Source organism: Aquabacterium sp. (genome assembly GCF_029946005.1).
Taxonomy (GTDB): domain Bacteria; phylum Pseudomonadota; class Gammaproteobacteria; order Burkholderiales; family Burkholderiaceae_C; genus Aquabacterium.
Genome location: NZ_JAQSDR010000008.1, coordinates 184,183 through 205,311, shown reverse-complemented (window position 1 = coordinate 205,311; position 21,129 = coordinate 184,183). Strand labels below are relative to the sequence as shown.

19 protein-coding genes and 2 tRNA genes are annotated in these 21,129 nt (G+C 61.0%); 2 read left to right on the top strand and 19 right to left on the bottom strand.

Going from position 1 to position 21,129, the window contains the following annotated elements:
• Positions 1-63 precede the first annotated feature (63 nt).
• The 3 genes from tsf to rnr all read right to left on the bottom strand — a co-directional run bounded on the left by tsf (position 64) and on the right by rnr (position 4,308).
• Positions 64-948, bottom strand: a complete 885-nt coding sequence (gene tsf / locus PSV38_RS05945) for a translation elongation factor Ts (RefSeq protein ID WP_300545905.1) — start codon at positions 946-948, stop codon at positions 64-66.
• Positions 949-1,024: 76 nt separating this feature from the next.
• Positions 1,025-1,774: a 30S ribosomal protein S2 gene (gene rpsB, locus PSV38_RS05940; RefSeq protein WP_300545903.1), complete on the bottom strand. Its 750-nt coding sequence runs from the start codon at positions 1,772-1,774 to the stop codon at positions 1,025-1,027.
• 188 nt (positions 1,775-1,962) lie between these two features.
• Entirely contained in the window at positions 1,963-4,308 is a 2,346-nt protein-coding gene (rnr, locus tag PSV38_RS05935; protein ID WP_300545902.1) for a ribonuclease R, read from the bottom strand.
• A 93-nt stretch (positions 4,309-4,401) separates the two neighbouring features.
• Here rnr and PSV38_RS05930 point away from each other — a divergent pair.
• Together PSV38_RS05930 and PSV38_RS05925 are read left to right on the top strand one after the other, a co-directional pair.
• Positions 4,402-4,486: transfer RNA gene (locus PSV38_RS05930), tRNA-Leu, on the top strand.
• Positions 4,487-4,545: 59 nt separating this feature from the next.
• Positions 4,546-4,630, top strand: a tRNA-Leu gene (locus PSV38_RS05925).
• Between the two features lie 137 nt (positions 4,631-4,767).
• On the opposite strand, the gene PSV38_RS05920 is transcribed toward PSV38_RS05925, so the two are convergent.
• From PSV38_RS05920 to rlmN, 16 genes are all read right to left on the bottom strand, one after another.
• Positions 4,768-5,289: a phosphoribosyltransferase gene (locus PSV38_RS05920; RefSeq protein ID WP_300545901.1), complete on the bottom strand. Its 522-nt coding sequence runs from the start codon at positions 5,287-5,289 to the stop codon at positions 4,768-4,770.
• A 59-nt stretch (positions 5,290-5,348) separates the two neighbouring features.
• Entirely contained in the window at positions 5,349-6,716 is a 1,368-nt protein-coding gene (locus PSV38_RS05915) for an adenylosuccinate synthase (RefSeq protein ID WP_300545899.1), read from the bottom strand.
• A gap of 57 nt (positions 6,717-6,773) precedes the next feature.
• On the bottom strand, positions 6,774-7,958 hold the full coding sequence (locus PSV38_RS05910) for an ATP phosphoribosyltransferase regulatory subunit (RefSeq protein ID WP_300545897.1): 1,185 nt from the start codon (positions 7,956-7,958) through the stop codon (positions 6,774-6,776).
• A gap of 129 nt (positions 7,959-8,087) precedes the next feature.
• On the bottom strand, positions 8,088-8,273 hold the full coding sequence (locus tag PSV38_RS05905; RefSeq protein WP_300545895.1) for a DUF2065 domain-containing protein: 186 nt from the start codon (positions 8,271-8,273) through the stop codon (positions 8,088-8,090).
• Positions 8,274-8,302: 29 nt separating this feature from the next.
• Entirely contained in the window at positions 8,303-9,196 is an 894-nt protein-coding gene (gene hflC, locus PSV38_RS05900) for a protease modulator HflC (protein WP_300545893.1), read from the bottom strand.
• Between the two features lie 23 nt (positions 9,197-9,219).
• Complete coding sequence (gene hflK / locus PSV38_RS05895; RefSeq protein ID WP_300545891.1) at positions 9,220-10,608, bottom strand: FtsH protease activity modulator HflK; 1,389 nt, start codon at positions 10,606-10,608, stop codon at positions 9,220-9,222.
• Positions 10,605-11,867, bottom strand: a complete 1,263-nt coding sequence (gene hflX, locus PSV38_RS05890; RefSeq protein WP_300545889.1) for a GTPase HflX — start codon at positions 11,865-11,867, stop codon at positions 10,605-10,607. The genes hflK and hflX overlap by 4 nt, the downstream gene beginning before the upstream one ends.
• Before the next feature lie 64 nt (positions 11,868-11,931).
• On the bottom strand, positions 11,932-12,177 hold the full coding sequence (gene hfq, locus PSV38_RS05885; protein ID WP_230181491.1) for an RNA chaperone Hfq: 246 nt from the start codon (positions 12,175-12,177) through the stop codon (positions 11,932-11,934).
• Between the two features lie 96 nt (positions 12,178-12,273).
• The gene (gene der / locus PSV38_RS05880; protein ID WP_300545886.1) at positions 12,274-13,614 is read right to left on the bottom strand and encodes a ribosome biogenesis GTPase Der; all 1,341 of its coding nucleotides are present in this window, start codon (positions 13,612-13,614) and stop codon (positions 12,274-12,276) included.
• An 18-nt stretch (positions 13,615-13,632) separates the two neighbouring features.
• Entirely contained in the window at positions 13,633-14,757 is a 1,125-nt protein-coding gene (gene bamB / locus PSV38_RS05875) for an outer membrane protein assembly factor BamB (protein ID WP_300545884.1), read from the bottom strand.
• A 40-nt stretch (positions 14,758-14,797) separates the two neighbouring features.
• A complete protein-coding gene (locus PSV38_RS05870) occupies positions 14,798-15,508 on the bottom strand; it encodes a tetratricopeptide repeat protein (protein ID WP_300545881.1) in 711 nt (236 codons plus the stop codon).
• 33 nt (positions 15,509-15,541) lie between these two features.
• On the bottom strand, positions 15,542-16,843 hold the full coding sequence (hisS, locus tag PSV38_RS05865) for a histidine--tRNA ligase (protein ID WP_300545879.1): 1,302 nt from the start codon (positions 16,841-16,843) through the stop codon (positions 15,542-15,544).
• Between the two features lie 63 nt (positions 16,844-16,906).
• Positions 16,907-18,187, bottom strand: coding sequence for a flavodoxin-dependent (E)-4-hydroxy-3-methylbut-2-enyl-diphosphate synthase (gene ispG, locus PSV38_RS05860; protein ID WP_300545877.1), 1,281 nt, complete (start codon positions 18,185-18,187; stop codon positions 16,907-16,909).
• Positions 18,184-19,098 carry a helix-turn-helix domain-containing protein gene (locus PSV38_RS05855; protein WP_300545875.1) on the bottom strand — a complete coding sequence of 305 codons (915 nt, stop codon included), beginning with the start codon at positions 19,096-19,098 and terminating at the stop codon, positions 18,184-18,186. The genes ispG and PSV38_RS05855 overlap by 4 nt, the downstream gene beginning before the upstream one ends.
• Positions 19,091-19,948: a type IV pilus biogenesis/stability protein PilW gene (pilW, locus tag PSV38_RS05850; protein ID WP_300545873.1), complete on the bottom strand. Its 858-nt coding sequence runs from the start codon at positions 19,946-19,948 to the stop codon at positions 19,091-19,093. Before pilW ends, PSV38_RS05855 begins: the two co-directional genes overlap by 8 nt.
• A gap of 38 nt (positions 19,949-19,986) precedes the next feature.
• The gene (gene rlmN / locus PSV38_RS05845) at positions 19,987-21,129 is read right to left on the bottom strand and encodes a 23S rRNA (adenine(2503)-C(2))-methyltransferase RlmN (protein WP_300545871.1); all 1,143 of its coding nucleotides are present in this window, start codon (positions 21,127-21,129) and stop codon (positions 19,987-19,989) included.

The following is a 21,129-nucleotide window of genomic DNA, read 5'->3' as shown; positions in this document are numbered from 1 at the left end:
TTGTAATCAGAGTCACCGTGGGCCGCTTAAGTTTCCTCAAACAACCCACGGACGGGTCGAAAATTACTGACCCTTGGCGGCGGCCATGGTGGCGGCCACTTCCGCAGCGAAGTCGTCCTGCTTTTTCTCGATGCCTTCACCCACGATGTACATCGTGAAGCCTGTGACCGCCGTGTTGGCCGACTTCAGGTACTGCTCGACGGTTTGCTTGCCATCGGCGGCCTTCACGAAGACCTGGTTGAACAGGGAGACTTCCTTCAGGTACTTCTGGACAGCGCCTTCGATCATCTTGGTGGCGATGTCGGCGGGCTTGCCGGACTCTGCAGCCTTGGCGGTGGCCACGCTGCGCTCGATCTCGATCAAGGCGGCAGGTACGTCAGACGACGACAGCGACACGGGCTTCATGGCCGCCACATGCATGGCGACATCCTTGGCAGCCGTGTCGTCACCGGTGTACTCGACGACGACGCCGATGCGCGCACCGTGCAGGTAGCTGGCCAGCTTCTGGTCACCGCTGAAGCGCTTGAAACGACGGATGGTGATGTTCTCACCGATCTTGCCGATCAGGGCCGCCCGGGTGGCTTCAACCGTTTGGCCGGAGATTTCCAGGTTCGACAGCGCGGCCACGTCGGCCGGATTTTGCTTGGCGATCAGTTCGGCAACCGACTTGCTGAAGCCCAGGAAGTCGTCGTTCTTCGAGACGAAGTCGGTTTCGCAGTTGATTTCAACCAGGGCGCCGTTGGTGCCGTCGATGAAGGACATGACCACGCCGTCGGCGGTCACGCGCGACGCAGCTTTGGAGGCCTTGCTACCCAGCTTGACGCGCAGAATTTCTTCAGCCTTGACCGAATCGCCTTCGGCTTCGGTCAGGGCTTTCTTGCACTCCATCATGGGAGCGTCGGTCTTGGCGCGCAGTTCAGCGACCATGCTTGCGGTGATGGCGGGCATATGCTTTCTCCGTAAATCTGAAATCTGTTGTGAAAAAGGGGCTGAATCAGCCCCTGTGGTGCTCAGTCAGAGGCGATCAAGCCGCTTCGCTGACTTCCACGAATTCGTCGCCATCGGCAGCCACGGCTTGCACGACTTCGTTCACGGCGTTGGCACGGCCTTCCAGCACGGCATCGGCCACGGCCTTGGCGTACATCGCCACAGCCTTGGAAGAGTCGTCGTTGCCGGGAATGACGTAGTCAATGCCTTCAGGCGAGTGATTCGTGTCAACCACGCCGATCACGGGGATGCCCAGCTTCTTGGCTTCCAGGATGGCAATCTTGTGGTAACCCACATCAATCACGAACAGAGCGTCAGGCAGAGCACTCATGTCCTGAATGCCACCGATGTCTTTTTCGAGCTTGGCCAGGTCGCGTTGGAACAGCAGACCTTCTTTTTTGCTCAGTTGTTCCAGGCCACCGGCTTCGATCTGAGCCTGCATGTCTTTCAGCTTCTTGAGCGAACCCTTGACCGTCTTGAAGTTGGTCAGCATGCCGCCCAACCAGCGTTGATCAACGAAAGGAACGCCAGCGCGCTGAGCTTCGGAAGACACGGCTTCACGGGCTTGACGCTTGGTGCCGATCATCATGATCGTGCCGCGGCGAGCCGACAGTTGGCGCACGAACTTCAGGGCATCCTCGAACGCGGGCAGCGTTTTTTCGAGGTTGATGATGTGAATTTTGTTGCGATGGCCGAAGATGTACGGAGCCATCTTGGGGTTCCAGAAGCGGGTTTGGTGACCAAAGTGGACACCGGCTTCCAGCATTTCGCGCATGGACACTGCCATAAGTAACTCCAGAGGTTGGGTCTAGAAGCCATCAAAAATCACACCGATGCGTTGTTGCACCGGTTGCGACACCTGAGGTTTGTTGGCTTCGGGATTTGCGGTTTAGATTGTTTTATCCGAACCATTTCGGAAAAACCCCAAGATTTTAGCACGAAGGCGGGACCCGCCGCGCACGCAACCGCTGGAACTCAGCGCTTTCGCGAAGTCTTGCGCCCCACCGGCCCGTTAGGCGCCGACTTGCCGCCCTTTCCTGAGGCGGCTCCCGCAGGCTTGCCCGCCGCAGACGCCCGCTTGGCAGAACGCTTGGTTTCACGGTCCAGGCGCTGGACATCCGCCAGCTCGTCCTGAGCCGAGGCCAATGGAGCACGCCCAGGAACTTCTGCGCCGCGGTGACGACGACGCCCCCCTCCGCCGCCACCACTGGCGGGCTGATCCTCACCTTCACGCACCAGGCGAAAATCGATCTTCCGGCTGTCCAGATCGACCCGACTGACCTGGACCCGAACGCGAGCACCCGAGGCGTAGCGCAAACCACTGCGCTCGCCACGCAGCTCCTGGCGGGCCTCGTCAAAGCGGAAATACTCGCCACCCAGTTCGGTGATGTGCACCAGCCCTTCGACGTACAAGCCATCCAAGTGAATGAACAAGCCGAAACTGGTCACCGTGCTAACCGTACCGCCATATTCCTCACCCAAGCGCTCGCGCATGAACATGCACTTGAGCCAGGCTTCGACGTCGCGAGAGGCCTCGTCGGCGCGCCGCTCGTTCGAGCTGCAATGGATCCCCGCAGTTTCCCAGGCAGCAGCCTCTTCTGGCGGCAGCTTGATGCGCGCCGCGACCTTGACGGGCGGCTTGGGTAGCCCCTTGGCAGACTGGGCCGCACCGCCCTTGGCACCCGGGCGCCCCTTGAAGTAACTCGGCGATGACTGCACCGGCGGCAGTTTCAGGATGTAGCGATCACTGCCCAGCAGGGCTTTGATCACGCGGTGAACCAGCAAATCCGGGTAACGGCGGATAGGACTGGTGAAGTGGGTGTACGCCTCGTAGGCCAAGCCAAAGTGTCCGCTGTTCGTGGGCGTGTAAATGGCCTGCTGCATGGAGCGCAACAACATGGTGTGGATCTGCTGCGCGTCGGGGCGATCCTTGCTGGCGTGCGCCAATGCCTGGAATTCGCCGGGCGTGGGGTCGTCGCTGATGCTCAGACCCAGACCGAGCGCCTTGAGGTAGTTCTTGAGCAGCGTGCGCTTCTCGGGGGTTGGCCCCTCGTGAACCCGGTAAAGCGATGGCTGCTTGGCGCGCGAAATGAAGTCGGCCGAGCACACATTGGCCGCCAGCATGGCCTCTTCGATCAGCTTGTGCGCCTCGGTGCGCACGCGCGGCACGATCTTGGAGATCTTGCCGTTGTCGTCGCACACGATCTGCGTTTCGGTGGTTTCGAAATCAACCGCACCGCGCACCGCGCGCGACTTCAGCAACGCGCGGTACACCTCGTGCAGGTCCAGCAGGTGCGGCACCAGCTCAGCACGCCGCTGAGCCTCTGGCCCCCGCGTGTTGCCCAGGATGGCAGCCACCTCGGTGTAGGTGAAGCGCGCATGCGAGCAAATCACAGCCGGGTAAAACTGGTAAGCGTGGACTTCGCCTTCAGCCGTGACCAGCATGTCGCACACCATGGACAGGCGCTCGACCTCGGGATTGAGCGAGCACAAGCCGTTGGACAGCTTCTCCGGGAGCATGGGAATCACTCGCCGCGGGAAGTACACCGACGTCGCGCGCTCATACGCATCGCGGTCCAGCGGCTCACCGGGCTTGACGTAGTGGCTCACATCGGCAATGGCCACCAACAAGCGCCAGCCATTCGGCCCTTTGCTGCGCCCGATCTTGGCGGGCTCGCAGTAAACGGCATCGTCGAAGTCGCGCGCATCTTCGCCATCGATGGTGACCAGCGGCACGTCGGTCAAATCAATGCGGTTCTTGCGATCAGCCGGGCGAAGCTTTTCAGGCAACTTGGCGGCCTGCGCCAGCACGTCGTCATTGAAACGATGCGGCACCTCGTACTTGCGCACTGCGATTTCGATTTCCATGCCGGGGTCGTCGATGCCCCCCAGGACCTCGACCACGCGGCCAACCGGCTGGGCATGCAGCGAAGGCAATTCTGTGAGCTCCACCGAGACAACCTGCCCTGGCTCCGCATTGGCAATGCCCTTGGCAGGAATCAGGATGTCTTGTCCAAAACGGCGATCTTCGGGCGCCACCACCCAGGCGCCCCCCTCATGCAGCAAGCGCCCAATGATGGGTGTTTTGCGGCGCTCCAGGATTTCAAGCACCTGTCCCTCGGGGCGACCCTTGCGGTCGAAGCGCAACACACGGACCTTGACGCGGTCCCGGTGCATGACGCTGCGCATCTCTTGTGGCGGGATGTAGATGGTGGATTCGCCATCGTCGGTGCTCACGAAACCGTGGCCATCACGGTGGCCATGCACGGTCCCGACGATTTCACTCATCAGGCTCACTAAATGTTGTGTTTGAGTTGTCATATGTCTTATTTTGATGCTATAATTGCGCTCTTCGCAGTTGGCGCCGGAAACATATTTCCGGATGCTGAAAGCGAGGGAAGCTGCAGATTTCTGGCCCAGGTGGCGGAATTGGTAGACGCACTAGTTTCAGGTACTAGCGGGTAACTCCGTGGAGGTTCGAGTCCTCTCCTGGGCACCAGATGCTGCGGTTGATTTTGCTGGAAAATCGGTTGAAAAAATCGAAAAGATTGAACACCTGCCCAGGTGGCGGAATTGGTAGACGCACTAGTTTCAGGTACTAGCGGGTAACTCCGTGGAGGTTCGAGTCCTCTCCTGGGCACCAGATTCAAAAAAAGCCGCATGAATAACATCATGCGGCTTTTTTATCGTCCTTGAAGATCAGATAAACCGGGGCGCAAGAAAAAAGGCAACAGACCCTCGGCCTGTTGCCTTTCGTGAACACCGCCATCCAGCCTGAAGTCAAACCGGGAAGCGCTTGAGCAAAGCATCAGGCCGCAAGGTGTCGTAGTCTTCGAAGGGCTGATGGATCCATGGACTGGTGGGCAAGGTCTCCACAAAGAAGTCCGGCGTGTAGCTGGACACACCTTTGACCCACAACACGGCCGACTTCAATTCGGTGATGGCCGGCATGCTGCGCAAGCGATCCACCACCGCGCGCAAGGTCACGCCCGAATCAGCCAAGTCGTCGACCAACAACACTCGGCCAGCCAACTCGCCCTTGGGCATGGTGATGTACTGAGCCATGTCAAGGCGCCCTTGAAGGGTGCCGCCGTCATCGCGGTAAGAGCTGGTTGCCATGATGCCCAGAGGCCGGTCGAAAATGCGCGACAGCACATCGCCTGGACGCAGACCGCCTCGTGCCAGGCAAAGGATCTGATCGAACTCCCAGCCCGATTGATGCACCTGCAGCGCCAGGCGCTCGGTCAGGTGGTGGTACTCCTCCCAAGACACATACAAGTGCCTGCCGTCATCGGTGAGCATGGGGTCTCCTATCTCGTGATCTCGAATGCTAGGGCTGGCTGCCATGGCCGGATTGCGCTTCAAAGCACGTCATCTTTGTAAGGATGGCGAAGCAGGATGGTGTGGTCACGGTCGGGGCCGGTGGACACCATGTCGATAGGCGCGCCAATGAAACCTTGCACGCGCTCCAGGTAGGCGCGGGCATTGGCGGGCAGTTTGTCCCACTCGGTGATGCCGAAGGTCGTGCCCTCCCAACCAGGGAAGCTTTCGTAGATGGGCTCGCAGGCGATGATCTCGTCGGCGTCCAGCGGCAGGATGTCCACGCGCTGACCATTGAGTTGGTAGCCAGTGCAGACCTTGATTTCATCCAGGCCGTCCAGCACGTCCAGCTTGGTGATGCACAAACCGGAGATGCCATTGATCAGCACCGAGCGCTTCAAGGCCGCCGCATCAAGCCAACCGCAACGACGAGCGCGACCGGTGACGGTACCGCGCTCCTGGCCCACGGTGGACAGGTGATAGCCGACCGTGCCGGGCGCTTCCCAATCCAGTTCTGTCGGGAAGGGACCGCTGCCCACGCGGGTGGTGTAGGCCTTGGTGATGCCCAGGATGTAGTGCAGTTTGTCAGGGCCGACGCCCGAACCTGCCGCGGCATTGCCCGCCACGCAGTTGCTGGACGTGACGTAGGGATAGGTGCCATGGTCGATGTCGAGCAAGGTGCCTTGCGCGCCTTCGAAGAGGATGCTGCCACCCTTGATGTTGGTCTCGTGCAAACGAACGCCCACGTCGGCCAGCATGGGCACGATCTGCTGGGCCGCCTTCATGGCGTTGTCGTAGATGGGCTGGAATTCCAGCGCGGTGCCGTTGAGGTAGCCGGTCAAGGCAAAGTTGTGCAGCTCCAGCAGTTCGTGCAGCTTCTTGGCGAAGCGCTCGGGGTGCTTCAAATCCTGCACGCGCAGTGCACGGCGCGCCACTTTGTCTTCATAAGCGGGGCCAATGCCCTTGCCGGTGGTGCCGATCTTGCCGTTGCCGCTGGACTCGCGCAGCAACTCTCTGGCCTTGTCCACTTCAACGTGAAAAGGCAGGATCAGCGGGCAGGATTCGCTGATGAACAGGCGCGAGCGCACGTTCAGGCCCGCGGCTTCCAGGCGCTCGATTTCGAGCAGCAAGTGGGCAGGATCGACCACCACGCCGTTGCCGATGTAGCAGGCCACGCCGTCGCGCATGATGCCCGAGGGGATCAGTTGCAACGCGGTTTTCTTGCCGTTGATGACCAGCGTGTGGCCAGCGTTGTGACCACCTTGAAAACGCACCACACCCGAGGCATGGTCGGTGAGCCAGTCGACGACCTTGCCCTTGCCTTCGTCACCCCATTGGGTGCCGACGACCACGACGTTGCGGCCGGTTGATGCAGTGCGGGGACGAGCCGACGCGGTTGAGCTTTGCATGACTGAATCCTGTAATTCCAAAAAAAGCCGGAGGTATCGAGGCTTGCTGAATGATGACTAGCGCGAACGCACCGACCACTGTCCGTTGAGCAGCGCCAGTTCGCGGTCGCAGTCAAACTCTTGGACTTCGTGTTCATGACCAGGTAGCACACACACCACGGTGTGCCCCTCTTGACGCAGTTGCCGCACGGCTTGGCGCAATGCGGGATCCTCACCCCACGGGGCACGGATCGCCGAACGCGGCGGAGAGCCGTCACGGCCCGACAAAAGATCGCCCACGATTTTGAGATCAAGGCTGAAGCCCACGGCCGGACGGCGGCGCCCAAAGATGGCGCCAACTTCATCGTAGCGTCCACCGCGCAACAGGGCATCGGCATGGCCTTCGCCATAAACGGCAAAACGGGAGCCGCTGTAATAGGCGTAACCGCTGAGGTCGGCCAAGTCAAAACCAATGCGCACTTCGGGATGCGAGCGGCGCAGATTCGTGACCAACCATTGCAGGTCGTCCAGCGCAGCGCGGACCAGGGGATGGTCGGGCAACGCGCGCCGGGCCTCGGCCAGGATCTCTTCGCTTCCGTACAGACGGGTCAAGGCCACCAGGGATTGAACCGCTTGTGGTGACCAAGGGCTGGCCAGCTCACGCAGCGTGGCCGCGTCTTTGGCTGCCAAGGCGGCCAGCAAGGCATCTTGGGTGTCGGCATCCAGGCGGTCGGCCACGCCCAGGCCTTGCAGCACACCCTGAACCAGGCGCACATCAGCCAAGTCGAGCACCAGGCCTTTCAGCCCAATGGCTTGCAGGCCTTCGAGGGCCAACTCTTGCACTTCGAGGTCGGCTTCCAGGCCTGCGTGGCCAAAGATTTCAGCGCCAAATTGCAGGGGCTCACGGCTGGCATGCGGACTGGCGGGCCGCGTGTGCAGCACCGGACCGCAATAGCAAAGCCGGGTCAGGCTGTCACGGTTGAGCAGGTGCGCATCAATGCGGGCCACCTGGGGCGTGCTGTCGGCGCGAACGCCCAGCGTGCGACCGCTGAGTTGGTCCACCAACTTGAAAGTCTTGAGGTCGAGCGCATGGCCGGTGCCTGACAGGAGGGACTCGATGTGCTCCAACAAAGGAGGCATCACCAACTCGTAGCCGCAACCACGCGCTGCGTCCAACCAGGTTCGGCGCAACTCTTCGAGGCGTCGAGCCTGAGCAGGCAAGACATCAGCAATGTGCTCTGGCAGCAGCCAAGCAGACGACATAAGAAATGGGGAGGGGGTTAAAAACCGGATTTTACCGGGGTCTGGCGACAATTTGACGGCCAAATTTCGACCCGGAACGAATCTGCACCTGAACCAATGGAATTGGCGCTTAAAAAGGCCTGGTTCCGGTCACGGCAGCACCCAGAAAAAGACCAAGCCGACCAAAATGCAGCCCAGCCCCATGAAACGAAGCTGGCCATCACTCAGGCTAAGCGCTTGCTCGAACACCCGCCGCCATGCAGCAGGGTTCAGCAACGGGAGCAAGCCTTCAATCACCAGTACCAGGGCCAATGCCGACCACAGTGAGTTGGACATGAGTCAAGCCTGTCGGCTAGCTTCTGAACTTATTTCCTCGCGGGCGCAGGCGCAGAACCGCTGTTACCACGCATGGCCTTGAAGAACTCGCTGTTTGGATCAAGCACCATCACGTCCGTCTTGCTTCGGAAAGTGGTTCGGTAGGCTTCCAAGCTGCGGTAGAACTGAGCAAACTGGGGATCCTTGCCAAAGGCTTCGGCGTAGATGGTCGATGCCTTGGCATCGCCCTCGCCCTTGACCTTCTGGGCATCGCGGTAGGCTTCGGCCACTATGACTTCACGCTGACGATCGGCATCAGCGCGGATCTTTTCGCTGTCGGCAAAGCCAGTAGAACGCAACTCGTTGGCCACGCGCTTGCGTTCGGACTCCATGCGGCGATAGACCGATTCGGTGATGTTGGCCGAGAAGTCAACACGCTTGATTCGCACGTCAACGATGACGATGCCAAAGGCCTTGGCATCATCGGCGAGGCGCTGAATCACACCCTGCATGACTTTTTCACGCTCGGTGGACAACACCGCACCAACGGTGCGCTTGGTCACCTCTTCATTGAGCGCGGCCTGCACGATGGGGCTCAGGCGATTCTCGATGTTTCGAATGTCCGTGCCATTGTTGCGGATGAACTGGCGTGGATCAGTGATACGCCATTTGACCAGCCAGTCGATCACCAGGCTTTTCTTCTCAGCCGTGAAGATGGGGCGCGACTCTACGCTGTCCAGCGTTTGAATGCGGCGATCCAGGAACACCACATTCTGCAGCGGGGCAGGCAGCTTGAATTTGAGGCCGGGCTCGCTCTTGACGTCCTTGATCTCGCCCAAGGCATAGACCACGGCGAACTGGCGTTGATCGACCACGAACAAGGTCGAGGCCAGGATGATGATGACCAGCAATGCGCCAGCCACGAAGATTCCAATGCGGTTCATGTCAGGTTCCTTGCCTTTGACATTCAGCGACTGTCACGGCTGCGCAAGCCGTCACGTGATCGGGGGTCTGTTGCGAGGGGGGGGCCACCTGCGGCAGCAGCACTGCCAGTCTCGGCAACCGCCGCATTGCCATTGGTGGCTGGCGTACTGGTAGACGTTGCGCCTGGCGCATTGCCCGAAGCAGCACTCATCTGCACAATCTTGTCCAACGGCAAATAAAGCAAGTTGGAACCGGAGCGAGAGTCCACCATGACCTTAGTCACATTGCCATACACCTGCTGCATCGCATCGATGTAGAGGCGATCGCGCGTCACGCCAGGCGCCTTCTGGTACTCGGTCAACACCGACTTGAAGCGCTGCGCATCACCTTCGGCGTGTGCCACGACGTTGGCAGAGTAAGCCGCGGCCTCTTCCCGAAGCCGGGCGGCGGTGCCTTGCGCCTTGGGAATCACGTCATTGGCGTAGGCCTGTCCTTCGTTCTTGGCACGCTCGCGGTCAGCACCAGCCTTGAAGGCATCATCGAAAGCGGCCTGCACCGGCTCAGGCGCCTGCACGCTTTGCACGTTGACGTTGGCGATGATGACACCGGCATTGACCTTGTTGACCTGGGCCTGAATGGACTTGACCAGTTCGGCAGCAATGGCGTCGCGCTGCTCATAGAGCACCGAGTCCATGGTGCTGTTGCCCACGATTTCGCGCACGGCCGATTCGGCGGCCTGGGCCACGGCTTCATCGGAACTGCGGTTCTCGAACAGGTACTGTCGGGCATCGCTCAAGCGGTATTGAACCGTGAAGCGGATGTCGACGATGTTCTCGTCACGGGTCAGCATGGAGGACTCGCGTGAACCAGTCGCCTGCATCACCGAATTGGTGCCCACGTCGATCGACCGCAATTGGGTCAGGTTGACGATTTCGTGGCTCTGAAAGGGGTATGGCGCGCGCCATTGGAAGCCGGCTTCGGCGGTGTGGCTGAAACGCCCGAAGGACATCACCACGGCCTGCTGGCCTTCCTGAACAATGAAGAAGCCGCTGCCCAGCCAAATCAAGGCCACCAAGCCCGCAATCAAACCAATGCCGATGCCAGCGTTGTTGCCATCGGGGGACAAGCCGCCACCAGAACTGTTGTTGTTGCTACTGTCACCGCCGCCTTTGCCTGCGAACAAGCCGCTGAGCTTGCGGTTGAAGTCTCGCCACAGTTCGTCAAGATCGGGCGGGCCTTCATTGCGGCCATTGTTGTAGACCACTTGTGACCCGGCTGATTGCGGCAAAGCGAGCTTGAGCGCTCGGAGGCCAAGCCAGCCCAGCCGCCGACCAGTGCCAGCGGACAATTGAGCCGCAGCAGCCAACACACTCAAGGCTGGCTGACGAGGGTTTTCAGGCACTTGGCCTGGCTCCAGGGATTGCATGTTCATGATTGGACAGTCGTCGAAGGAGTTTCCAGGAGTCCGGCATCGGGCTCCTGCTGAGAATTGTGGGAATTGTGCATTGTGAATGGGCTTTGCAAACCGGGAAACGCACCAGGGTCTTCGCCCAGGCCGTTCAAAGCGGCTTCGGCAATGACTTGCCGCAACACGTCCAGCCCCTGCCCGCGCAAAGCGCTGACGAAAACGCGCAGGCAACGGCGACCGGAAGGCAGCTCGAACACATCCAACGTGTGCCGGGGCTGCTGGTGCTCGGGCAGGCAATCGCACTTGTTGAAGACCAGCACTTGGGGAATGTCGGCCGCTCCGATGTCGCCGAGCACGCGGATCACTTCGGTGAGTTGCTCCATCAGCACGGGGCTAGCGGCATCCACCACGTGCAGCAGCAAGTCGGCCTCGGTCGCTTCCTGCAAGGTCGCCTCGAAAGACTCCACCAGGGTGTGCGGCAGGTCGCGGATGAAACCCACGGTGTCGGACAAGGTGACACTGCGCTGCGCCTGGGCCAGGTAGAACTGGCGCGTGGTGGTGTCCAGCGTGGCGAACAACTGGTCGGCCGCGTAGGTGCCCGCTTTGGTGAAGGCGTTGAACAAGGTCGACTTGCCCGCGTTGGTGTAGCCCACCAGCGACACGCGGAAAGTGCCCGTGCGTTCACGTGAGCGACGCTGGGTGTTGCGCTGGCGCTTGACCTTGACCAGTTGCTCTTTCAGCGATTTGATGCGCTGATCGATCATGCGTCGGTCCAGCTCGATCTGAGTTTCGCCAGGGCCGCCGCGCATGCCGGCGCCACCGCGTTGGCGCTCCAGGTGAGACCAGCGACGAACCAGGCGGGTGGAGAGGTATTTCAGGCGGGCCAGCTCGACTTGCAGCTTGCCCTCGTGGCTTCTGGCACGCGCACCGAAGATCTCGAGGATCAAACCAGTGCGGTCCAAAACCTCAACGCCAAGGTGGCGCTCAAGGTTGCGTTGTTGAGCGGGAGAAATCGCCTGGTCAAAGATCACAGCCTGCGCTTGATGCAGCGTGACCAATTCTTTGATCTCATTGGCCTTGCCCGAGCCGACAAAAAAAGCGGGGTCGGGCGCCTTGCGTTTGGCCGTGACTTTTTCGACGGGCTGATCGCCCGCGGATTCAGCCAGCAAGGCAAGCTCGTCAAGGGTGGGATCAAAGGACGATCCCGGCCCAAAATCGACGCCCACCAGCACGACCCGAGGTGCATCGGAGAGTTTTTGCACAGACTGCGATGAGGATGTCAAGGCGTCGGTGCGTCAATGCAAGACGGATCGGTGCTGGATGAGCGAGAAGACATGGCTGACAAAATCAGGCCGCGTCTTCGGTAGAGTCGTTGGCGTGAAAATTCACCGCACGGCCAGGCACGACGGTCGAAATCGCGTGCTTGTAGACCATTTGGGTGACCGTGTTGCGAAGCAGCACCACGTATTGGTCAAACGACTCGATGTGTCCCTGGAGTTTGATGCCGTTGACCAAATAAATGGACACCGGCACATGTTCTCTGCGCAAGAGATTCAAGAAGGGGTCTTGTAGGAGTTGCCCTTTGTTGCTCACGATATGCTCCGTGTTGAAAAGTTTCGGACTTGACACCTTAACACAGCCCCTTACGCCTGATCGGTGAAGGGATTGTGAAGCGGGGTAAAGAGACTGCTATTTATCGACGAACGGATTGCTGGACGATTTCGTCTGGATGCGCAAGGGCGTGCCGGTAAGCTTGAAATGCGCCCTGAAACGGGCTTCCAGGTACCGCTTGTAGGAGTCCGTGAGGTGTTCCAGCGAGTTGCCGTGGATGACGATGATGGGCGGATTTTGGCCACCTTGGTGCGCGTAACGCAGTTTTGGACGCGAAATGCCGCCCCGCTTGGGCTGCTGGAATTCAACAGCCTCCAGCAGCAGGCGCGTCAAAATCGGCGTGGGCATTTTCCGCGTGGCCGAAGACCAGGCGTCGGCGATCGATTTCCAGACCGGGCCCAAGCCTTGGCGCTTGATGGCCGAAATGTGCAAGATCGGCGCGAATTTCAAGAAGGCCAGGCGGGTCTCGATGGATCGGGCCAACAGTTCGCGCTGGTAGCTGTCCACCGCATCCCACTTGTTGATGGCCAGGACCACGGCGCGGCCTGATTCAAGGATGAAGCCGGCGATGTGGGCATCCTGGTCGGTGACGCCTTGTGTGGCATCCAGCAGCAACAGGACCACGTTGGCGTCGGAGATGGCTTGCAGGGTTTTGACGACGGAAAATTTCTCGATCGCTTCAAACACTTTGCCCTTGCGGCGCAGGCCAGCGGTGTCGATCAACTCAAAGCGTTGCCCTTCGCGCTCAAAAGGCACGCTGATGGCGTCGCGGGTGGTGCCGGGCATGTCAAAGGCCACCAGGCGCTCTTCCCCCAGCCAGGTGTTGATCAGGGTGGATTTGCCCACGTTGGGGCGCCCTGCCACGGCCAGCTTGATCGGGGCATTGACATCGATTTCAACCGCCTCGTCCTCGTCTTCCTCATCCCCGAAGAAGTCGTCCAGCGCCATGTCGAGCAGGCTGCGAATGCCCTGCCCGTGCGCGGACGAAATGGGGATCGGATCGCCGATGCCCAACTCGAAAAACTCGGCCAGATGCACACCTTCCTGCATGCCTTCGGCCTTGTTGGCGGCCAGCAGCACCTTTTTGTTGGCCGTGCGCAGGTAGCGGGCGATGTCGTGGTCCTGAGCAGACAAGCCACCCCGGGCATCAACCACGAAGACGACGGCATCGGCCTCGGCCACGGCCTGGCGAGTCTGCTTGGCCATCTCCTTGAAGATGCCTTCAGTGCAGTCCGGCTCGAAGCCACCGGTGTCGATGACAAGGAACTCGCGCGAGCCCAGCCGGCCTTCACCGTAGTGGCGGTCGCGGGTCAGCCCGGCGAAGTCGGCCACGATCGCATCGCGGCTTTTGGTCAGGCGGTTGAACAACGTCGATTTGCCGACGTTGGGTCGTCCGACCAACGCAATGACAGGTTTCATGAAACTCCAGGGAAACTTTTAATTGGCACGCAAAGCGTAAAGCGTGCCGGAACGGGTGGCGAGCAACAGCAGGCCGTCGGAGACCACCGGGGCGGCGCTCAAGGGGTTGTCCAGGGAAATGCGCGCCACGGTACGGCCGTCGTCCGAGGCCAGGATGTGCAACTGTCCGTCGCCATCGGCCACGGCGATCAGCCTGCCCCAAACAGCCGGAGCGCTCAGCTTGCGGTGGGTGAAACGGTCAACGCGCCAGCGGATTTCACCGTTTTCTGTGCGCCAGGAGGTCAGGCGGTCGGCGCCGTCCGCGCCCACCACGGAGGTCTCGTCGGCGGCCACGGCCTGGGTGCCCGACTGAGGGCGTGACCAGCGCAAACTGCCGCGATTCATCTCGATACAAGCCACCGACAGCTGGAAAGCGCGAACACAGATTTCATCGTCCGCACGGGCGCCGGGGCCAACCAGGTCGGCCAGACGCTCGACTTCATTGGTGCCACGCGGCGTACCAACGCTGAAATCGAAACGGGGGGCCCCCTTCAAAGGATCCAGACCCACGAAACGGGCACCCTGCCCCACCACCAAGGTGTCGCGGAAGGCGGACAACAGGCCAGGCGTGGACAGCGACAAGGGATCGCCACCAGGGCGCTGGTAATTCCAGAGCCAGCGGCCGTCCAGGACGTCATAGGCGCGCACGCTCCGGTCCACGCTTTGCACAAAAACGCGCTCACCGGCTACCAGGGGTGCGGTGATGACACGGCCTGGTAGGCGCTCGCGCCACAGGACTTTGCCTTGGTCAAAGGTGATCAGCTCATTGTCGGTGGTGACCACCGCAGCATAGCGGCCATCGCTGCCCACCGCAGCGCTGAGCTTGGCGTTGGCTTGGGCACGCCAGCGTTCCTGGCCAGTTTTGACATCCACCGACAAAATTTGCCCATCGGTGGCAGCCCAGGTCACCGCACCCTTGGTCACAGCCAGGGAGGCGGGACCATCCATCGATCCCAGGCGCTTGCTCCAGACCGTGGTGATGGCCTGGGTCGGGGTGAAGGTCTCAAGTGATGCGGGCTTAGGCTTGGTCGAGCCACAAGCCGACAACAGTGCAACGGCGGCGGCCAAAGCCGTGGCGCCAAGAGCGCGTCGGAAAGGAGTCATGGTCAGAGGATGGTCCATGGACAGAGGTTCGGGTGAGAAATCAGTTCGTGGGGGCCAGGCCGGGCGGCATGCCCGAAGGCGCAGCAGCGCCGGTGCTTGGCACTTGCAGAGGCTGAGGCGCCTGGCCTGCAGCCGTCAGTTTGCCCTCCACGAAACGGCGGTAGTCAACCGTGGCAGGCAAAGCTTTCCAGGCTTCCTGGTAGGCCTTGACGGCTTCTTCTTTCTTGCCTTGCGCGAACAGGATGTCGCCACGCCGATCGGCGATCAAGGCAGCGTAGGCCTTGGGCATCTCGGCGCTCAACACCTTCAATGCCTCGTCATGCTGTTTTGCATCGAGCATTAAGCCAGCCAAGCGCAAGCGGCCGATGGCCACCAAGTCTTTATTTTTGCCGCTGTCCACCAACCACTGAAGGCTGGCTCGCGCCAACTCAGGCTTTTGCCGGCTTACCTCGACCTTGGCGACCAGCAAAGCGCCTTGCTCCGCAAAGGTGGTGCCAGCGTAGCTGTCCTTCAGGTCGGCAAACACCTTAGCGGCCTTGTCGACTTCACCGGCACTGGCGGCACGGTCCAGCTCTTCGTACAGGCTTCCCGCCCCCACAGACAGCTTTTGCTGCCAGTACAGGTAGCCGGTCCATGCTGCATAGCCGCCCAGAGCCAGCACCAGCACCCAGGTGACCAGATTGCCGTACTGTTTCCAGAAGTGCTTGACCTGATCAAGCTGCTCTTGTTGTTCAAGGTCGTAAGTGGCCATGACGTTTTTATTGGTGTAGGTGGAAGCGGTGGATTATGACTGGCGATGGGCTAGCAATGACGCCGCCCATTCCCCAGGCTGAGCGAGAGGTCGCGCAACTTGCTCGCCACCGTCGCGCAAGGGCTTGACCGAGACCTGCCCTTGGGCAACCTCGTCGGGGCCGAAGATCAGGGCGAAGAGGGCGCCACTGGCATCGGCTTTCTTGAACTGGGCCTTGGGGCTGGCGGGGCCATCTTTACCTGCGGGATTGAGCAAGACGCGGACACCTGCCTGGCGCAGTGCTTCGACGGTGCTCATCACGGTGGACAGGGGTGTGCCCGCGAACACCAGCGCGACAGCGTCAGGCGCAGTGGACGGTGACTCGATGCCCAGTTCTTGCAACAGGAGCAGCAAGCGCTCCATGCCCAGACCCCAGCCCACAGCGGGTGCGGGCTTGCCGCCCAATTGTTCGATCAGGCCATCGTAGCGGCCGCCGCCACAGATGGTGCCTTGCGCGCCCAGGCGATCGGTGACCCACTCGAACACGGTGAGGTTGTAGTAGTCCATGCCACGCACCAGGCGCGGGTTGACCTTGTAGACCACCCCGGCGGCGTCCAGCACCTGCTTGACGGCATTGAAGTGGGCCAAAGAAGCCTCGCCCAGGAAATCCATGAGCTTGGGGGCGGCCTCGACCACCGGCTGCATGGCCGGGTTCTTGGTATCGAGGATGCGCAGCGGGTTGCTGTGCAGGCGACGGCGCGCGTCTTCGTCCAGCAAGCTGGCATGCTGCTCCAGGTGCTTGATCAGGGCCTCGCGGTGAGCGCGGCGCTCTTCAGGCTGGCCCAGGCTGTTGAGCTCCAGGCGCACATCCGTGCCCACGTTCAAACCCAGGTCGCGCCACAGGGCCACGGTCATCAGGATCAACTCGGCATCGACATCCGGGCCTGCGAAGCCCAACGCCTCGGCGCCGACCTGGTGAAACTGGCGGTAGCGGCCTTTTTGCGGGCGCTCGTGGCGGAACATGGGGCCGATGTAGAACAGACGCTTGCCGCCTTCATACAAGAAGCTGTGCTCGTTCATGGCACGCACCACGCCCGCGGTGCCTTCGGGGCGCAAGGTGAGCTTGTCGCCATTGAGGCTGTCGGCAAAGGAGTACATCTCCTTTTCGACGATGTCGGTGACCTCGCCCAGGCCGCGCACGAACAGCGCGGTGGGTTCGACGATGGGGGTGCGGATATTGCTGTAACCGTAGCGGCGCATGAGGGCGCGCACGGTTTCTTCGAGCCATTCCCAGCGCGCCGATTCGGGCGGCAGGATGTCGTTCATGCCTTTGATGGCTTGGAGGATGTCGGCCATGAAAATGAAAGTCGAGACGGTGTCTGTGAGAGAGCGGCGCAGAGCCTGCGCCGGGAAAGAAAATCAGGCCTGGATGGCTGTGCCGAAACGCCGATCGATGTAGTCTTGCACCAGCTTCTGGAAGTCATCGGCGATGCGGTCGCCGCGCAGGGTCAGGGCTTTCTCGCCATCAATGAACACCGGCGCAGCGGGTGCTTCGCCAGTGCCGGGCAGGCTGATGCCGATGTCGGCATGCTTGCTTTCACCGGGGCCGTTGACGATGCAACCCATCACGGCCACCTTCATGTTTTCGACGCCGGGGTACTTGACGCGCCAGACAGGCATCTGGGCACGCAGGAAGTCATCGATCTGCTTGGCCAGTTCCTGGAAGGTGGTGCTGGTGGTGCGGCCACAGCCCGGACAGGCGGTGACGCTGGGCACGAAGGTGCGCAAGCCCAAGGCTTGCAAGATCTCAAGCGCCACCACGACTTCTTGTGTGCGCGACTCGCCGGGCTGGGGCGTGAGGGAGACGCGGATGGTGTCGCCAATGCCCTCTTGCATCAGCACCGACAGCGCGGCTGCCGATGCCACCGTGCCTTTGGTGCCCATGCCAGCTTCGGTCAAACCCAGGTGCAGGGGGTAGTCGCAGCGCTGAGCCAAACCCCGGTAGACGCTGATGAGATCCTGTACACCGCTGACCTTGCAAGACAAGATGATCTGCTCGGGCGCCATGCCTAATTCACGGGCGGCCTGAGCCGACTCAAGCGCCGAATTGATCAGGGCTTGGTACATCACCTGCTGGGTGGTCCAGGGCTGAGCGCGCCGGGCGTTTTCGTCCATCAGCGAGGCCATCAGTTCCTGGTCCAGACTGCCCCAGTTGACGCCGATGCGCACGACCTTGTCGTACTTGAGTGCGGCCTCGATCATCTGCGCGAACTGCTTGTCGCGTTTGTCGCCTTTGCCCACATTGCCCGGGTTGATCCGGTACTTGGACAAGGTCTTGGCGCACTCGGGGTAGTCGGTCAGCAGGCGGTGACCGTTGTAGTGGAAATCGCCCACCAAGGGCACGTCGATGCCCATGCGGTCGAGTTGCTCGCGGATGTGTGGCACGGCTTCGGCGGCCTCCGGCGTGTTGACCGTGATGCGCACAAGCTCGGAGCCGGCAATCGCCAGCTCCTTGACTTGGATGGCCGTGCCAATGACATCGACCGTGTCGGTGTTCGTCATGGACTGCACGCAAACGGGGGCATCACCCCCGATGGTCACGACACGCTGCCCCCAGACGACGCGGGCCTGACGCGAGCGCCGTGATGCTGGTCTGGCGACCTCGATCGGGCTGTCCAAAGAAGAGGAAAAGTCGTTCATTTCAGTTCAAGCCGCGCGACATTGTTGCGTGTGTGAGGGGTCAGTTCAACCGGCTGGCCTTGGTAGATCACGCCCAGGGCCGAAGAGTTTCCAAGGTGCAGCTTGAAAGGTGGCATGCCCGTCAACTCGACGGTTTCACCCTCTTTGAGGTGACGGGACAGCAAGACTCCCTTGCCATCGCGAATCTCGACCCAGGCAGCTCGACTGCTTTTGAGCACCAAAGCCCCATCACCCGCACTGACTGGGGATGACGTGGCGAGCAGTGGCGCCTCAGCCGCGGCCGCAGAGGCGGCCAAGTCGGGTACGGCCGATGAGGCAGGAGCCTCGGATGGCGAAGGCACCACCGCAGGGGAGCTGACCGCCTCGATCGAGGGCGAGGGAGCCTCTGGCACCGATGCGGGCGCAGCCACCGTGTCGGCGGCCACCGGTTGCTGGCTTGGCAGAGCCCAACGCGGCCACTGAACAGTGTCAGGCATGAAATAGACCACCAGCGAAGCCAACAGCAGCACGATTGGCGCCAGCCATTGCGGCTTGAGCAAGGCTTTTAAATCAAACGACTCGCCGGAATCAAAAGACAAATTGGCACCGCGCGACTCCTTGAACGGTTGGTTCAAAGCGGGCTTTTGCGGTGACAAGGGAATGGCCTGGGCCGCAGGCAAAGCAGCCAACACAGGCGCCGGATCGATCTTCAGGCTGCGACACACCGTCATCGCCAGCGCACGCGTGAAATTGGCATCGGGCAATTGATCATGTCGACCGCTTTCAAGCGCCTCGAGCTTGGCCGGAGTAACCTTGATCATCGAGGCCAAAGCATCGATTTCCAGGTTCTGAGCCTGCCGGGCTCCACGCAGCAAGTCGCCCGCTTTGGCACCCAAGGGGGAGCTTGCGCTGAACGCAGTGGGATCACTCATCGAAACGCCCCAACTCCAACGCCGTGGCTTCGCGCGAATTGGGGAAGCGGCTGCGCAAAATCCCGGCCAGCTCATCGCGGCCACCCACGTTGCCCATGCGATTCTCGACACGCGCACCTAACCAGATGGACTCAGGTGTGATTTGCTCTGGAATGTTGTTCACACGGCGAATGTAAAAGCGTGCGCGCTCATATTCACCTCGACGGTACAACACGGAGGACAGGTTGTAGGCGGTGGCGGGGTTGGCCACATCCAACTCGTAAGAACGCGCCAGGGACTTCTCGGCCTCGGGCAACAAACCCGCGCGAATCTGGCAGACACCGCGCGCCATCAGGGTCTTACTGGTGGCAATGCTTTGCGGCAAATTGGCGGCGCGCTCGAAAAGAGCATCGGCCTCAGGGTAGCGTTGCTTGCTGCACAACCACCAGGCGTAGTTGTGGATGGCACTGCCGTTGCGCTCATCCAGTTGAATGGCGCGCTTGAAACTTTCGTCGGCCAGCGCAGGTTCACTCATGGCGCTGTAGATCAGGCCCCGCAACTCATGCGCCTCGGACATCCGGCCGTCCATGGCCAGCACGTGCTTGAGTTCGTCCAGTGCCGTGGTCAGTTGCCCTTGCGCAAAATATGCGGTCGCCAGCTCTAGCCGGATGCGGGCCCGCTTGCGCGCATCGCTTTCATCCGAGGCAGTGACCACATCGTCGGATACAGAAGCCGCGGCCGACCTGGCCATGGTTTTGCTGGGGGATGCACGCTCATTCTGTGGCGCATTGGCGCAGCCCGCCAGAGAACCAAGACTCAAGGCCACAACAACGCCCAGGCCAGCCAGCAGCGTACAACGGGAAATGGTCATGCGGTCGGTCTCCTGCGCCGGGAACGGGCCGCCGGCGCTCAATTCGATGGGAGGGTGCCGCGGCCAGCGGCCCCCGGGATCAGGGTGACAACAACAGGTTGACGGGTCATTCGACCCTTGGCGTTGGTGCGGTCCTGCACTTCACCGGCGAGTTGACCACAAGCGGCGTCGATGTCATCGCCACGCGTTTTGCGCACGGTGGTGATGAGGCCAGCATCCGCCAGGATTCGGGCGAAGGCCTGCACACGGGCGTTGTCGGAACGATGCAGGCCGGATGCAGGGAAAGGATTGAAAGGAATGAGGTTGAACTTGCACGAAATGCGGCCCCGCACCAAGTCAATCAATTGGTAAGCATGCTCGTCAGTATCGTTGACGCCGTCGAGCATGCAGTATTCAAAGGTGATGAAATCACGGGGCGCGGCCGCCAAGTAGTCTGAGCAGGCCGACAGCAACTCGTCAATCGGGTATTTGCGGTTGATGGGCACCAGCTCATCTCGCAGCAAATCGTTGGGGGCGTGCAAAGACACAGCCAAAGCCACCGGGCAGTCGTTCTTGAGCCGCTCGATCATGGGCACCACGCCCGACGTGGACACCGTGACGCGGCGACGTGACAGGCCATAGCCATGGTCATCCAGCATCATGCGCAAGGCTGGCATCACGGCCGAATAATTCTGCAAGGGCTCACCCATGCCCATCATGACCACATTGCTGATCACGCGCTCGGTTTGCCCCAGCCGTTTGCGCAGCGAATGTTCGGCATACCAGAGCTGGGCAATGATTTCGCCGGTGGTCAGGTTGCGACTGAAGCCTTGATGACCCGTCGAGCAAAAGCGGCAACCCACGGCGCAACCGGCCTGAGACGAGATGCACAAAGTGGCCCGATCGTCCTCGGGGATGTAGACGCTCTCAACCGCATTGCCTGCACCGACATCAAACAACCATTTGATGGTGCCATCGGAAGAAACGTGTTCGCTGATGATCGGCAGTGGCTTGAGGGTGGCAATACCCTGCAGCTTGCCTCGCAGCGATTTGGCCAGGTCCGACATCTGATCGAAATCGGAGGCGCCTTTTTGATGGATCCAGCGGAACAGTTGGGTGGCGCGAAAGCGCTTCTCACCCAGTTGTTCACAGAACGCGGCCAAGCCATCCAGGTCGAAATCAAGAAGGTTGACAGCGCTCAT